Annotated in this window: 10 protein-coding genes; 5 read left to right on the plus strand and 5 right to left on the minus strand. The window is 73.8% G+C overall.

Annotation, left to right across the window (positions count from 1 at the left end; genetic code table 11):
* The first annotated feature begins 9 nt into the window (after positions 1-9).
* Positions 10-2,583: an ATP-dependent helicase HrpB gene (gene hrpB, locus OG990_RS18830; RefSeq protein WP_406076460.1), complete on the plus strand. Its 2,574-nt coding sequence runs from the start codon at positions 10-12 to the stop codon at positions 2,581-2,583.
* A gap of 7 nt (positions 2,584-2,590) precedes the next feature.
* Here hrpB and OG990_RS18835 read toward each other — a convergent pair whose 3' ends face one another.
* Positions 2,591-3,316, minus strand: coding sequence for a protein phosphatase 2C domain-containing protein (locus OG990_RS18835; RefSeq protein WP_355609933.1), 726 nt, complete (start codon positions 3,314-3,316; stop codon positions 2,591-2,593).
* A gap of 270 nt (positions 3,317-3,586) precedes the next feature.
* Here OG990_RS18835 and OG990_RS18840 point away from each other — a divergent pair, with 270 nt between their 5' ends.
* From OG990_RS18840 to OG990_RS18855, 4 genes are all read left to right on the plus strand, one after another.
* On the plus strand, positions 3,587-6,196 hold the full coding sequence (locus OG990_RS18840; protein WP_406076462.1) for a glycoside hydrolase family 9 protein: 2,610 nt from the start codon (positions 3,587-3,589) through the stop codon (positions 6,194-6,196).
* A gap of 92 nt (positions 6,197-6,288) precedes the next feature.
* Entirely contained in the window at positions 6,289-6,951 is a 663-nt protein-coding gene (locus OG990_RS18845; RefSeq protein ID WP_406076463.1) for a hypothetical protein, read from the plus strand.
* Positions 6,952-7,082: 131 nt separating this feature from the next.
* A complete protein-coding gene (locus OG990_RS18850; protein WP_406076465.1) occupies positions 7,083-8,333 on the plus strand; it encodes a DUF222 domain-containing protein in 1,251 nt (416 codons plus the stop codon).
* Positions 8,334-8,653: 320 nt separating this feature from the next.
* Entirely contained in the window at positions 8,654-10,417 is a 1,764-nt protein-coding gene (locus tag OG990_RS18855; RefSeq protein ID WP_406076466.1) for an MFS transporter, read from the plus strand.
* 48 nt (positions 10,418-10,465) lie between these two features.
* Here the strand turns inward: OG990_RS18855 and OG990_RS18860 are convergent, their stop codons facing one another.
* From OG990_RS18860 to OG990_RS18875, 4 genes are all read right to left on the minus strand, one after another.
* Positions 10,466-10,723 (minus strand): UBP-type zinc finger domain-containing protein, encoded by a 258-nt coding sequence (locus OG990_RS18860; protein ID WP_328425786.1) that lies wholly within the window; start codon positions 10,721-10,723, stop codon positions 10,466-10,468.
* Complete coding sequence (locus OG990_RS18865; protein ID WP_406076468.1) at positions 10,720-12,294, minus strand: Na+/H+ antiporter; 1,575 nt, start codon at positions 12,292-12,294, stop codon at positions 10,720-10,722. Before OG990_RS18865 ends, OG990_RS18860 begins: the two co-directional genes overlap by 4 nt.
* A 36-nt stretch (positions 12,295-12,330) precedes the next feature.
* A complete protein-coding gene (locus tag OG990_RS18870) occupies positions 12,331-13,296 on the minus strand; it encodes a TIGR03885 family FMN-dependent LLM class oxidoreductase (protein ID WP_406076470.1) in 966 nt (321 codons plus the stop codon).
* A gap of 68 nt (positions 13,297-13,364) precedes the next feature.
* A complete protein-coding gene (locus OG990_RS18875) occupies positions 13,365-14,777 on the minus strand; it encodes an NADP-dependent succinic semialdehyde dehydrogenase (protein WP_406076472.1) in 1,413 nt (470 codons plus the stop codon).
* Positions 14,778-14,787: the final 10 nt, after the last annotated feature.

Here is a 14,787-nt window from a genome sequence, read left to right on the forward strand (position 1 = left end):
GACTTGGCCGTGCTCTCTGACGTAACCCTGGACCTGCCGGTACGCCCGGTGCTGCCGGCGCTGATCGCGGCGCTCGACGCGGCCGGCGCCGGGGTCCTGGTGGCTCCGCCGGGCACCGGCAAGACCACCCTCGCGCCGCTGGCCGTGGCCGACCGGGTGACCGGCCGGGTGGTGATCGCGCAACCCCGCCGGGTGGCCGCGCGCGCCGCCGCCCGGCGGATGGCCGAACTGCTCGGCGAGCGGGTCGGTGACCGTGTCGGCTACGCGGTACGCGGCGAGCGCCGGGTCAGCCCGGCCACGCGGGTGGAGGTGGTCACCACCGGCCTGCTGGTCCGCCGGCTGCACCACGACCCTGAGCTGCCCGGCACGGGCGCGGTGCTGCTCGACGAGTGCCACGAGCGGCAACTCGACGCCGACCTCGCGCTGGCCTTCACGGTGGAGGCGCGGGCCACCCTCCGGCCGGACCTGTGGCTGCTGGCGATGTCCGCCACCCCGGACACCGACCGCTTCGCCGCTCTGCTCGGCGGGCCCAGCCCGGCCCCGGTCGTACGGGCCGAGTCCGCGCTGCACCCCGTGCAGCGAATCTGGGCGCCGCCACCCCGGCCGATCGCCCCGCCCGGAGCCGGTCCGGTGGACCGGTCTCTGCTCGACCATGTGGCGGCCACCGTCCGGCGGGCGCTGCGCGAGCACGACGGCGACGTGCTGGTCTTCCTGCCCGGAGCCGGCGAGATCGCGGCGGTCACCGGCCGACTGGCCGACCTGCGGGACACTGTCGCGCTGCTCCCGCTGCACGGCCGGCAACGCGGCGCCGAGCAGGACGCCGCCCTGCGTCCGGCAGATCGACGCCACGTGGTGCTGGCCACCGCGCTGGCCGAGACCAGCCTGACCGTGCCAGGCGTCCGGGTGGTGGTGGACGCCGGACTGTCCCGGGTGCCCCGCATCGACCTGGCCCGCGGGCTCGGCGCGCTGATCACCGTGCCGGTCTCCCGAGCCGCCGCCACCCAGCGGGCCGGCCGGGCCGGCCGCGAGGCCCCTGGGTCCGTCTACCGCTGCTGGTCCGCGGCGACCCACGAGCGACTGCCCGCCCGGCCGGAGCCGGAGATCGCCACCGCCGACCTGACCGGCTTCGCGCTGGAGCTGGCCGCCTGGGGCCGGCCGGACGGCGTCGGGCTCGCCCTGCCCGACCCGCCACCGGCTGCGGCGATGGCGGTGGCCCGGGACACGCTGACCACCCTGGGCGCGGTCGACGCGGACGGCCGGATCACCGGGCGGGGGCGGGCCATCGCCGCCGCCGGCGCGCACCCGCGGCTGGCCCGGGCTCTGCTCGACGGCGCCGGACGGGTCGGCGCCGACCGGACGGCCGAGGTGGTGGCCCTGCTCTCCGAGGAGAGCGCGGCCGGCCCGGGCGACGACCTGACCGCCGGCTGGCGCCGGCTGCGGACCGGGGTCGACCCGGCCGCGACCGCCCGCTGGCGAGGCGAGGTACGCCGGCTGCGCGCCGCGCTCCCCGCCGGCTCCACACCCGAGGGCCGTGGCGACGCCGACCGGGCCGCCCGAGCGAGCGGTCCGGGAGCCGGCGGACGTGCCGGCTCCGCTGGGCTGACCGACGACCTGGCCGCCGGGCTGCTGGTCGGGCTGGCGTACCCGGAACGGCTGGCCCGGGTCCGGCGGCCGGGCGGGTCCGCGTACCTGATGACCGGTGGAACCGCCGCGGAGCTGGCGGCCGGGTCGGGGCTGACCGGGTCCGACTGGCTGGCGGTGGCCGTCGCGGACCGCACCCCCGGCGCGCCCTCGGCGCGGATCCGCCGGGCCACGCCGCTGGACGAGGCGACGGCCCGCGAGGCCGCCGGGCCGCTGCTGTCCACGCGCCGGGAGGTCGGCTGGTCCGACGGAGACGTGGTGGCCCGGGAGGTGACCCGACTGGGCGCGATCGAGCTGCAGGAGCGCCGGCTGGACCGCCCGGACCGGGCGCAGGTGGCGGAGGCGCTGCTGACCGGTCTGCGCCAGGAAGGGCTGGGACTGCTGCCCTGGACGCCAGCGGCCCGGGCCCTGCGCGAGCGGCTCGCCTTCGGCCGGCACCACCTCGGTGCCGAGTGGCCGGACGTGGGCGACGAGGCGCTGCTCGCCACCGCGCCGACCTGGCTCGGCCCGGAGTTGGCCGCCGCCCGGCGCCGCGCCGACCTGGCCCGGGTGGACGTCGCCTCGGCGCTGCGCCGGCTGCTGCCGTGGAAGCAGGCCGCCCAACTGGACGAGTTGGCACCGGAGCGGATCGACGTGCCCAGTGGTTCACGGATCCGGGTGGACTACAGCGACCCGGCAGCGCCGGTGCTGGCGGTGAAGCTCCAGGAGACGTTCGGCTGGCCCGCGGCCCCCCGCATCGGCGACGGGCGGGTGCCGGTGCTGCTGCACCTGCTCTCCCCCGCCGGGCGGCCGGTGGCGGTCACCGCCGACCTGGCGTCGTTCTGGCGCACCGGCTATCCGCAGGTCCGCGCCGAGCTGCGCGGTCGCTACCCCCGGCACCCGTGGCCGGAGGACCCGGCTACCGCGACGCCCACCCGGCGGGCCACGCCACGCCGGCGCTGAACGCCGGTTACTCCTCCTCCACGTCGGCCACCACCACGGTGACGTTGTCCGGCCCACCGGCGTGCAGCGCCAGGTCGATCAGCTTGCCGGCACAGGCGGCGCGGTCCGGGTAGCCGGTGAGCACCTCGGCGAGGGTGTCCGGACGGACCACGTTGGAGAGCCCGTCGCTGCACAGCAGCCACCGGTCGCCGACCCGGGGCACCATCGTCGCGTAGGACGGGGAGACGTCGTCGCCCTGGAGCGCCTGGGTGACCACCGCCCGGCGCGGATGGCTGCTGGCCTGGTCCGCGGTGATCACGCCCTGGTCCACCAGCATCTGGACGAAGGTGTCGTCCCTGGTGACCTGCTTGAGCACGCCCTCGCGGAACAGGTAGGCCCGGGAGTCGCCGACGTGCGCGAGGGCCAGGCAGCTGCCGGTACGGGCGAAGAGCAGGGCGGTCAACGTGGTGCCCATGCCCTGGCGCTCCGGATCCTCGGCAACCGCCTGCCGGATCCGCGCGGTGGCCACCGCGATGCCGCCCTGGAGCGCGGCCACCAGGGCGTCCTCGGGGGTCTCCACGTCGAGTGGGGCGACCGCGTCGATGGTGAGCGCGCTGGCCAGGTCACCGGCCGCCATCCCGCCCATGCCGTCGGCGACGGCGACGAGCCAGGTCCCGGCGTGCAGGGCGTCCTGGTTTCCACTGCGGATCAGCCCACGGTCGCTCGTTCCCACGGAACGCAGCTTCAGGGTCATGGGAGGCAGCCTGCCAGGCGAAGGGCGCAGTTGTCTCTAGGAGATCAGGACGACGGGGCGTGGCGCGGCCAATCTCACGTGTCCGCAACGGCGCGTCGCGGCACCCCGGCCCGGCGTCGTGCTGGCCGGCCGCCCTAGTCGGGCACCGAAAGCCATCCAGTCAGATCGATTGACATGCCCCTGACCCGCTGGAAACATCGAGCCGACACCTGGGAGCGCTCCCAGCTTCCGCCGCCACCGTTTCACTTCCCGTCCCGGAAGGACTCCCCAGTGACGCCATCCCGACGCCGCCTCCTGCTGGCCGCGGCGACCACCCTGGCCCTCACCGCCGCGGGCGCCGGCCCGGCCCACGCCGACCCGCCACCGGACGCCCCCGAGCAGATCGACAACGGCGACTTCACCGGCGGCGTGAGCCCCTGGTTCTCCTTCGGCACCGGCGCGCTCGCGGTGACCGACGGCCGGCTCTGCACCACCGTCCCCGGCGGGCTGGCCAACCCGTGGGACGCCGGCATCGGCCAGGACGGCGTGCCGCTGATCGCCGGAGCCGAATACACCCTCGGCTTCGCCGTCTCCGCCACTCCCGGCACCGCGGTCAAGGCCGTCCTGCAGCTCGGCAGCGCCCCGTACACGACGTACGCCGCAGTGGACGCCACCGCCACCGGCACCGCCCAGCGGGTCGAGCAGACCTTCACCGTCCCGGACGACAACCCCGCCGCCCAGCTGATCTTCCAGGTCGGTGGCGCCGCCGAGACGCAGACCGTCTGCCTGGACGACGTCTCGCTGCGCGGCGGCGAGCCGCCCGAGCCGTACGAGCCGGACACCGGGCCACGGGTGCGGGTCAACCAGGTCGGCTACCTGCCCGGCGGCCCGAAGAACGCCACCGTGGTCACCACGGCCACCGAACCGCTGCCGTGGCAGTTGCGCTCGGCCGGCGGCGCGGTCCTGGCCAGCGGCACCACCACCGCCCGCGGCGTGGACGGCGCCTCCGGGCAGAACGTGCAGACGGCCGACTTCTCCAGCTACCGCACACCCGGCAGCGGGCTGACGCTGACCGTGGACGGCGAGACGAGTCACCCGTTCGACATCTCCGGCACCCTGTACGACCGGCTGCGCGCCGACTCGCTCCAGTTCTTCTACGCCCAGCGCAGCGGCACCGCCATCGACGGCGACCTGATCGGCGACGAGTACGCCCGACCCGCCGGCCACCTCGGCGTGGCACCCAACCAGGGCGACACCAGCGTGCCCTGCCAACCGGGCGTCTGCGACTACTCCCTGGACGTGCGCGGCGGCTGGTACGACGCCGGCGACCACGGCAAGTACGTGGTCAACGGCGGCATCGCCACCTACCAACTGCTGAACACCTTCGAGCGGACCAGGACGGCGGCCACCGCGGCCGGCGGCACCGGGTTGGCCGACGGCACGCTGCGGGTACCCGAGCGCGCCAACGGCGTACCGGACATCCTCGACGAGGCCCGCTGGGAGTTGGAGTTCCTGCTGCGCATGCAGGTGCCGGCCGGCCAGCCGCTCGCCGGAATGGCGCACCACAAGATCCACGACCGGAACTGGACCGGGCTGCCGCTGGCCCCCCACGACGACCCGCAGCCCCGCGAGCTGCACCCGCCGTCGACCGCGGCCACCCTCAACCTGGCCGCCACCGCCGCCCAGTGCGCGCGGCTCTACGCCCCCTACGACGCGGCGTTCGCGGGCCGCTGCGCCACCGCCGCGACGACGGCCTACGCCGCGGCCAAGGCCCATCCAGCGGTGTACGCCAGCCCCACCGACGGCACCGGCGGCGGCGCGTACGACGACTCGACCGTCACCGACGAGTTCTACTGGGCGGCGGTCGAGCTGTACCTGAGCACCGGCACGCAGACCTACCTGAGCGACCTGACCGCCTCGCCGCACCACACCGGCGACGTGTTCGGCCCGCAGGGCTTCGGCTGGCAGAGCACCGCCGCGCTCGGCCGCCTCGACCTGGCCACCGTGCCGAACGGGCTACCCGCCGCCGAGCTGACCCGGGTCCGCGCCTCGGTCACCGCCGCCGCCGACGCGTACCTCGCCGAGCTGCGCCGGCAGGCGTACGGGCTGCCGATGCCCGGGGACGCCGGCAGCTACTTCTGGGGCGCCAACAGCAACATCATCAACAACGCCGTCGTGCTGGCCACCGCCTTCGACCTGACCGGCGACGCCGACTACCGCGACGGCGCCGTGCAGGCGATGGACTACCTGCTCGGCCGCAACGCGCTGAACATCTCCTACGTCACCGGGTGGGGCGAGCACGCGGCGGAGAACCAGCACAGCCGGATCTTCGGCCACCAGCTCGACCCGAACCTGCCGAACCCACCCGCCGGCTCCCTCGCCGGTGGCGCGAACGCCGCCCTCCAGGACCCGTTCGCGGCGCAACTGCTCGCCGGCTGCGAGCCGATGTTCTGCTATGTCGACGACATCAACTCGTACGCGACCAACGAGGTGGCGATCAACTGGAACTCGGCGCTGGCCTGGATCGCCTCGTTCCTGGCCGACCAGGGTGACGCCAACTCGGTGCCGGCCACCACCTGCGCGGTCCGCTACACCAACTACGGCACCTGGCACGGCGGGACCGGGTTCACCGCACAGCTGACCGTGCGCAACACCGGCGCCACGGCCGTCAACGGCTGGAGCGTGCGGTTCGCGTTCACCGGGGACCAGCGGGTACGCGAGGCGTGGCTGGCAAAGGTCACCCAGTCCGGCGCGACGGTGACCGCGCGCAACGAGTCGTACAACGCCCGGATCGTGCCCGGCGGCACCGTGACGTTCGGCTTCAACGCGACCACCGGCGGCGGCGCCAACCCCGCTCCCGGCCTGGTCACGGTCAACGGCTCGGCCTGCTCGCTGACCTGACCGGTACGGCTGGTGGCCGCTCCCCCTCGGGGCGGCCACCAGCCCCTCAAATCACGTGGACCCGGCCGGCCGCGTGGGCCATGGTGAGCGCCATGGACGGCGGCGAACTGACCGACGCGGAGCGTCGAGTGTGGGCGGCGATGCCGGCGGGGACACGGGCCACGTTGGCCGGCTTACCTGCCACGGATCTGCGTACCCTGTTGCTGACCGTGGCCCGCGACCGTGCGACGACCGTGCGCCCGCCCGACCTGGTTCGCCGCTGGCGCGAGGACCGCTTCGTCCGCCCGGCCCGCGCCGACCCCCGCGCGCTCGCCCAGGTCGAGGCACGAATGTGGCAACTGTTGCCGGCCGACATCTCGGGAGTGGAGCTGTCGCCGGTCGTACCGATGGGCACCTGCTCGACGGCCGCACCGGTCAACCAGAACAAGATCGTCAGCACGATGCGCGCCAGCGAGGTGCTGACCGAGCTACACGTCACGGTCTTCGACGACCCGGTCGTCCGGGAGCGACTGGCCGACACCGTCCGCCCGGCACTCGACGGTGGCGCGGTGCCGCTCGTGGACGAGCCGGAGCGGAGGCGCGGTCAGGGCTACTACACGGCTTGCTCTATACGGATCACCGTCCTGGGCGGGAGCCTGGAGGTCGGCGATGGCGGCTTCACCGATTGGACCGCCCGGCTGAGCGGCGACGCCAAGGAACGCTGCCTCGTCTCCTGCCTCGCCACCGAACGCCTCGTCGACTGCGCGGGCCGCTGAGCCCTGGCAACGACCCCGAAATCCAACACCTTCAGCCTCCCGGACCAGCATCCGATCGCCGCCGCTGAGAGCAGCCGAACCGTCCACCGACCGAGCACCAAACTGTCGTACATGTGTTCTAAGTCCGATCTGTGATGGAGGAGTTGGCGCAGGCGGAGGCGGCAGTCGCCGCCTGCGGCGACGCGGCGACGTGGGCCCTTGGGGAGCACGATCTCGTCGCGGCGCTGGATGCCGCGCACCGGCTCGAGCAGCGCCTGGCGGCCGTCAAGCTGGCCCTGGTGCGGGCCGTCGACAGTCGCGGCACGGCTGCGGCGCAGAGTGCGTCGTCGACGACGGTGTGGCTGCGCGATCGGCTGCGACTCACCGTTCCCGCCGCGCGCCGGTTGGTCGACCTCGCCGCTGCGCTGGACGCCGGAGCGCCGGGGGTCCGGGCTGCTCTGGCCATTGGGGACATCAGCGTGGAGCAGGCCCGGGTCATCGGCGACACCGTCAACACGGTGCACACCGCCGCCGGCGCCGAGGCTGCCGACAAGGCCGTCGGCGTGCTGGTCGAATGGGCCGGGCAGTTCGATCCCACGCTACTCCGCAGGCTGGGCACGCGGATCCTCGACCACGTCGCCCCGGAGGTCGCCGACGCCGCCAACCGGGCGGCGTTGGAGACCGAGGCCCGCCGTTCCGCCCGGGATCGTCATGTCACTCTGTCCGAGCTGCCAGATGGCCGCCTGCGGCTGACCGGCAGCCTCGACGCCGAAGCAGCCGGCCTGCTACGCGCCGCGATCGACCCGTTGACCGCACCCACCGGCCCGGACGACCCACGTACCCCCGGGCAACGCCGACACGACGCACTCGCCGACCTCTGCCGACTCACCCTACGCACCGGCGAGCTACCCGAGCACGGCGCCGAACCGGCCCAGATCGTGGTTACCACCAGCTTCGACGCGCTGACCCGGCAACTCGACTCCGGCACACTCGACACCGGCCTCCGGCTCACCCCAGAAACGGTCCGCCGCCTCGCCTGCGACGCGGCCATCCTCCCCGCCGTCCTCGGCAGCACCGGCCAGCCCCTCGACGTCGGCCGGCAACGCCGTCTCATCACCGGCCCACTACGACGCGCCCTGGTCCTGCGCGACCGCGGCTGCGCCTTCCCAGGCTGCGACCGCCCACCCCGCTGGTGCGACGCCCACCACATCCAACACTGGGCAGCCGGCGGCAACACCAGCCTGACCAACGCCGTGCTTCTCTGCGCCCACCACCACCGACACATCCATCACGGCGACTGGACCGTCCGACTGGGCGACGACGGCCACCCCGAATTCGTCCCACCAGCCTGGCTCGATCCCGACCAACTCCCCCGCCGCAACCACTACCACCGGCGGCCGTGACCACCACAGCCCATCCAGCAGCCATGACTGCGGGCACCGCAGTCCAGCGTGACCCTGCGCCGCGTCCACCTCCGGAACTCACGGCGGACCGGAACTCAGTGCGGGCCGGAACTGCGCGGCGGGCATGGCGCCGTTCTCTGGAGCACGCTCCGGAACGGGGCCAGGGGGTCGGTGTGACCGGCCTCGCGTCGTTCGGGACCGCCAATGTCGCCCGGCCTGCCTAACGTCGGCATCATGGCTGTCAACGGGGACGCGGTCGATCAGGACACCGAGGGTGAGCGGCTCGTCGACGTCTCCGCGGCCGTGCCCACCGCGCGCTGATGCGGGGCGTGTCGCCGCTGCCGCCGCCGGGGCGGCTGCGCACCCTCTCCCTCGCCACCCTGGCGAACTCCGTCGGCGCGGGGCTGTGGCTGACCGGCGCGGCTCTCTACCTCACCCGGGTCGTGGGACTCTCCGCTGTCCAGGTGGGCGCCGGGCTCAGCGTCGCAGGGCTGGTCGGGCTGACCGCCAGCGTGCCGCTCGGCGGGCTCGCGGACCGGCGCGACCCGCGTACGTTGCGAGCCGTCCTGCAGGTGCTCCAGGCGGTGGTTGCCGCAACGTACCTGCTGGTCGGCTCGTTCCCGGTGTTCCTGGTCGTCGCGGTGCTCGAGCTGCTGTTGACCTCTGGCAACCTCGCTGTCCGCGCCGCGCTGGTCGCCGCCGTTGCCGGCCCGCAGGGGCGGGTGCACGCCTTCGCCACGCTGCGGGCGGTGGCGAACCTGGGCATCGCGCTCGGGGCGGGGCTGGCCGGGTTCGCGCTGGCCGCCGACACGCATCTGGCGTACCAGATCCTGGTGGCAGGCAACGCGGCCAGCTATCTGGTGTCGGCGGCGCTGCTGTTGCGGCTGCCGGCCTTCCCGCCGCCCCCGCATCCCGCGACGGCCGCTGCTCTCCGCCGGGGTCGTCCGCTGCACGACGGCCGCTTCCTCGCGGTGAGCGGTGCGTCGGCGGTGCTCGCCCTCCACCAGACGGTACTCACGCTGGTGGTGCCGCTCTGGGCAGTGACCCTGGTCGGGGCGCCCCCGCCCGTCGTGTCGGCTGTGCTGCTGACCAACACGCTGCTCACAGTCCTGCTGGCGGTGCGGCTGAGCCGGGGCGCGGACGCTGCGGCCCCGGCGGCCCGGAAGATGCGCCGGGCTGGCCTGGTGCTGGCCGCCGCGATGCTGCTGTACGCGGCCACCGCCACCCTGCCCACCGCTTCGGCGGTCACGCTGTTGCTGGTCGCCACCGTCGTCTACACCGTCGGCGATCTGTGGCACAGCACCGCCGGGGCCGGTCTCGCCTACGATCTCGCTCCGCCGGACGCGGTCGGCGCGTACCAGGGTGCCGATGGGATGCTCGCCGGTCTGGCCCGCGCCGTCGCCCCGGCCCTGCTGACGCTGGTGGTGCTCGACGGCGGCGTGCCCGGCTGGCTGGCCGTCGGCGGGCTCTTCGCCGTGGTGGGCCTGGCCATCCCGGCGCTGACCCGGTGGGCGTTGGCCACCCGCCCGGGGTGTAGCAGCATGGTGGGCGTGACGGATCAGCAGAGCATCACCATTCGCCCCGGTGGTCCCGACGACGCCGCGACCGTGCTGCGGCTGCTCGACGGCGCTACCGCCTGGCTGGCGGCGCGCGGCCGGACCGGTCAGTGGGGCACCGAGCCGGCGTCGACGGATCCACGCCGGATCGCCCAGGCCGACGGCTGGGCCTCGGGCGGCGGCCTGCACCTGGCGATGCGCGACGACCGCCCGGTCGGCACCCTGGTGGTCGGCGCCGCCAGCGACTACGTGCCCCCGGCCACCGAGCCGGAACTCTACGTGCGGCTGCTGGTCACCGACCGGGAGCACGCCGGCCTGGGGATCGGGGCGCGGCTGCTGGAGCACGCCGCGGAACTGGCCCGGTCGCGGGGGCTGGGGCTGCTCCGGGTGGACTGCTACGGCGGCGACGATCGGACGCTGGTCCGCTTCTATGAGCGCTGCGGCTTCACCGCCACCGACTCGTTCACTGTCGCGCGACCGGGACGTGACCCGTGGCCCGGGCAGCTCCTCGTCCGTCGGCTCGGCTGAGCACTCGTCCAGACGCTGACGGCCGGGCCGCCTCCAGTCGTCGGCCCGTCAGCCGATCTCTTCGTCGACGTAGCACCAGCGCCAGGTCTCGCCGGGCTGCACCGACTGGATCACCGGGTGGCCGGTGGACTCGAAGTGCTTCGTCGCGTGCTGGTTCGGTGACGAGTCGCAGCAGCCGACGTGCCCGCAGGTCAGGCAGGCTCGCAGGTGCACCCAGTCGGCGTCTCCGATGGCGACGCAGTCCGGGCATTCCTCGGTGGTGCCCGACTCCACGGCGCCGGCCTCGGTCAGGTGCTGACAGCTCACTTCTCGACCTCCTGCCGCAGCAACGACTCTTCCAGGTCCAGGTCACGATAGGCCCGCACCAGCACCTCCTCGGGGATCCGACCGGCGTCCCGGGCAGCCCGGAAGACGTCCCGCTCGGCGTCGATCATCTCTTGTCGAAGCCGACCGTACGCCTGGGACGGGGTCTCCCGCTCGGCGCCACCGAGCCGTTCCCAGGCCAGGTTCGTGCGGTCGTCCAGCGCCCGGCGCAGCCGGTCCACCACCGCCGCCGGTGCGTCGGCGGCCAGCGCGTCGAGGCGGTCCCGGGCGGCCCGGCTGGCCTGCTGCTGCACCCCGGCGGCCGACAGCGCGTCCTGCACCGGGTCGTCCTGCGGCAGCTTCAGCCGGCGGGCGACCAGCGGCAGCGTGGCCCCCTGGCCGACCAGGGTGACCACGATCACCGCGAAGGCCAACCAGATGAACAGCGCCCGGGGGTAGGGCGCGTCGTCGGCCAGGGTCAGCGGCAGGGCCAGCGCGGCGGCCAGGGTCACCACGCCACGCATCCCGGCCCAGCCGATGATGATCGGGAACTTCGGCGACGGGGTCTCGTCCCGGCGGCGGATCCGGGGCACCAGCCGGGCCAGGTAGGTGGCCGGGAAGAGCCAGACGAACCGAGTGAGGAAGACCGTGGCGAGCACCGCGAGGGTGATCGTGATGAGCGAGCCGATCGGCTCGTCGAGGTCCCGCAGCACCTCCCGCAGTTGGAGGCCGACCAGGAGGAACACCAGCCCTTCCAGCAGGAACCGGGCCAGTCGCCAGAACGCCCCGACCTGCAACCGGGAGGCCGCCGACAGCAACTGGGGCAGCCTGTGGCCGAGTGCCAGCCCGGTGACCACCACCGCGACCACGCCGGAGGAGTGCACCGCCTCGGCGGCGAACACCACCGCGAACGGGATGATCAACGACAGCGCGTTGTCCAGCAGTGGGTCGTTGATCCGCCGGTGTAGGAAGCCGAAGATCACCGCACCGAGGGCGCCGATCAGGATGCCGCCGCCGGTGGCCCGCAGCACCTCGATGGCGACCTCGGCGGTGCCGACCGCCGAGCCGATGGTGGCCAGCGTCGCGACCCGCAGCAGCACCAGCGCGGTGGCGTCGTTGACCAGGCTCTCCCCCTCCAGGATGGTGACCACCCGACGGGGTAGGCCGACCCGCCGGGCGACCGCCGTGGCGGCCACCGCGTCCGGCGGGGCGACCACCGCGCCGAGGGCCAGGCAGATCGCGAACGGCACCTGCGGCAGCAGCAGGTGCAGCACGAGCCCGACCACGAACGCGGTGAACAGCACCAGGCCGACGGCGAGCAGCAGGATCGGCCGGATGTTGTTCTTGAACGCCGGCACCGAGGTTTCCAGCGCGGCGACGTAGAGCAGCGGCGGCAGGATGCCGACCAGCACCAGCTCCGGGTCGAGCCGGACCTGCGGGAAGCCCGGCACGAAGGAGAGCGCCAGACCGAGTACGACCAGCAGGATCGGCGCGAGCAGGCCGAGCCGGCGGGCCAGCGCCGCGCCCAGGGTGGCGATCGCCAGGAAGACGACGACCGGAAACAGGCTCTCCATGGGTACGAGCCTAGGGGTCCGGGGGCCGGACCCCGCTCAGCCGCCCGGGCGCAGCTTCGGCAGCACCTCGGCGCCGAACGCGTCGATGAACCCTCGCTGCTCCTGCCCGACGTGGTGCAGGGCGATCTGGTCGAAGCCGAGCTCCAGGTACTCCTCCAGCCAGCCGACGTGCCGGCTGAGGTCGGCCGAGACGTTCACCACCTCGGCGACCCGCTGAGCCGGCACGTCGGCCGAGACCATGTCGAAGTGCTCGGCGGTCTCCAGATCCCAGCAGACCGGCGGGGCGAAGACGTTGCTGCGCCACTGGTCGTACGCGATTGCTTCGGCCTGTGCCTGCTCCGGTGCCCAGCTGACGTGGACCTGCAGGTGCAGTGGCCCGCGCCCGCCAGCGTCCCGGTACGCGTCGATCATCTCGCGGAGGTGCGCCACCGGCGCGTTCACCGTGATCAGCCCGTCCGCCCACTCGGCGCACCAGCGGGCGGTGGCCACGCTGACCGCGGCACCGACCAGCGCCGGTGGCTCCTCGGGGCGGGTCCACAGCCGGGCCCGGTCCACCCGGACCAGGCCGTCGTGGCTGACCTCCTCGCCGGCCAGCAGCGCCCGGATCACGTCCACGCACTCGCGCAGCCGCGCCGCGCGTACGTCCTTGCGTGGCCATGGATCACCGGTGATGTGCTCGTTGCTGGCCTCACCGGTACCCAGCGCGGCCCAGAACCGGCCCGGGTACATCGCGCCGAGCGTGCCGATGGCCTGCGCGATGATCGCCGGGTGGTAGCGCTGGCCAGGGGCGTTGACCACGCCGAACGACATGCCGGTGGACTGCAACGCGGCACCCAGCCAGGACCAGGCGAAGCCCGATTCGCCCTGCCGGACGCTCCACGGGGAGAAGTGATCCGAGCACATGGCAGCGTCGAAGCCGGCCCGCTCGGCGTGCATCACCGCCTCCAGCAGGGCACGGGGGTGGATCTGCTCATGGGACGCGTGAAACCCGAACACCGTCATGGGCGCACTTCCTACCCACGACGGCGTCCGGTTGAACCGCCCCGGGTGGGCCGCCCGGTCCGCGCCGGTTACTCGGCGTGCGCGCCGGCGCCGGCCGACGCGGCGCCCTCGCCCACCCAGACCGTCTTGGTGTTGCAGAACTCCCGCATGCCCAGCGCGGACAACTCCCGGCCGTAACCGGAGTTCTTCACGCCGCCGAACGGCAGCTCCGGGAAGGAGGTGGTCATCCCGTTGATGAAGACGTTGCCGGCGTCCAGGTCGGTGGCGAAGCGCTCCTGCTCGGCCGGGTCCCGGGTCCAGGCGTTCGAGCCGAGCCCGAACGCGGTGCCGTTGGCCACCTCGATCGCCTCCTCGTACGACGACACCCGGTACAGGCCGGCGACCGGGCCGAAGACCTCCTCGCTCCACATCCGCATCTGCGGCGTGAGGTCGGTGACCACCGTCGGTGGGTAGAACCAGCCGTCACCGGGCGGCAGCTCGCCGCCGCAGAGCACGGTCGCGCCGTTGTCCACGGCGTCGCGCACCTGGGCGTGCACCTCGTCGCGACCGCCCTGGCTGGCCAACGGCCCCACGTCGGTGTCCGGGTCCATCGGGTCGCCGACCCGCAGCGCCGCCATGTTCGCGGCGAACTTCTCCGCGAAGGCGTCGAACACGTCGGTGTGCACGATGAACCGCTTGGCGGCGATGCAGGACTGACCGTTGTTCTGGCAGCGGGCGGTGGTGGCCACCTCGGCGGCCCGGTCCACGTCGGCCGAGGGCATCACCACGAACGGGTCGCTGCCACCCAGCTCCAGCACGGTCTTCTTCAGCTCCCGGCCGGCGACCTGGGCGATGGAACGGCCGGCGCGCTCGCTGCCGGTGAGCGTGGCGGCGCGTACCCGGGGATCGCTGAGGATCCGGTCGACGGCGTCCGAACCGACCAGCACGGCGGTGAACGCCCCCTCCGGGAAGCCGGCCCGACGGAACACGTCCTCCAACAGCAACGCGGTCTGCGGCACGTTCGAGGCGTGCTTGAGCAGGCCGGTGTTGCCGGCCATCAGCGCCGGTGCGGCGAAGCGGATCACCTGCCAGAGCGGGAAGTTCCACGGCATCACCGCGAGCACCGCACCGATCGGCTGATAGCGGATGAACGCCCGGGTCGCCTTGACCGCCGTGGCGTCGGCAGGCTCGTCGGCGAGGAACGACGGCGCCTGGTCGGCGTAGAACCGGCAGGCGGAGGCGCACTTGGTCACCTCGGCCTGCGCCGCGATGTACGTCTTGCCCATCTCCGTGGTCATGATCCGGGCGATCTCGTCCCGGTCGGCCTCCAGCAGGTCGGCCGCGGCGTTCATCCACCGGGCGCGCTGGCCGACGGTGGTCTCGCGAAGCTGCTGGTGCGCGAGGTCGGTGCGCTCGATGGCGGCGTCGAGCTGCTCGGTGGACATCGCCTCGTAGGTCTTGAGCACCTGTCCGGTGGCGGGGTTGGTGGTGGCGATGGGCATCTCGTCCTCC

The sequence above is a fragment of the Micromonospora sp. NBC_00858 genome (genome assembly GCF_045207365.1).
GTDB lineage: Bacteria > Actinomycetota > Actinomycetes > Mycobacteriales > Micromonosporaceae > Micromonospora.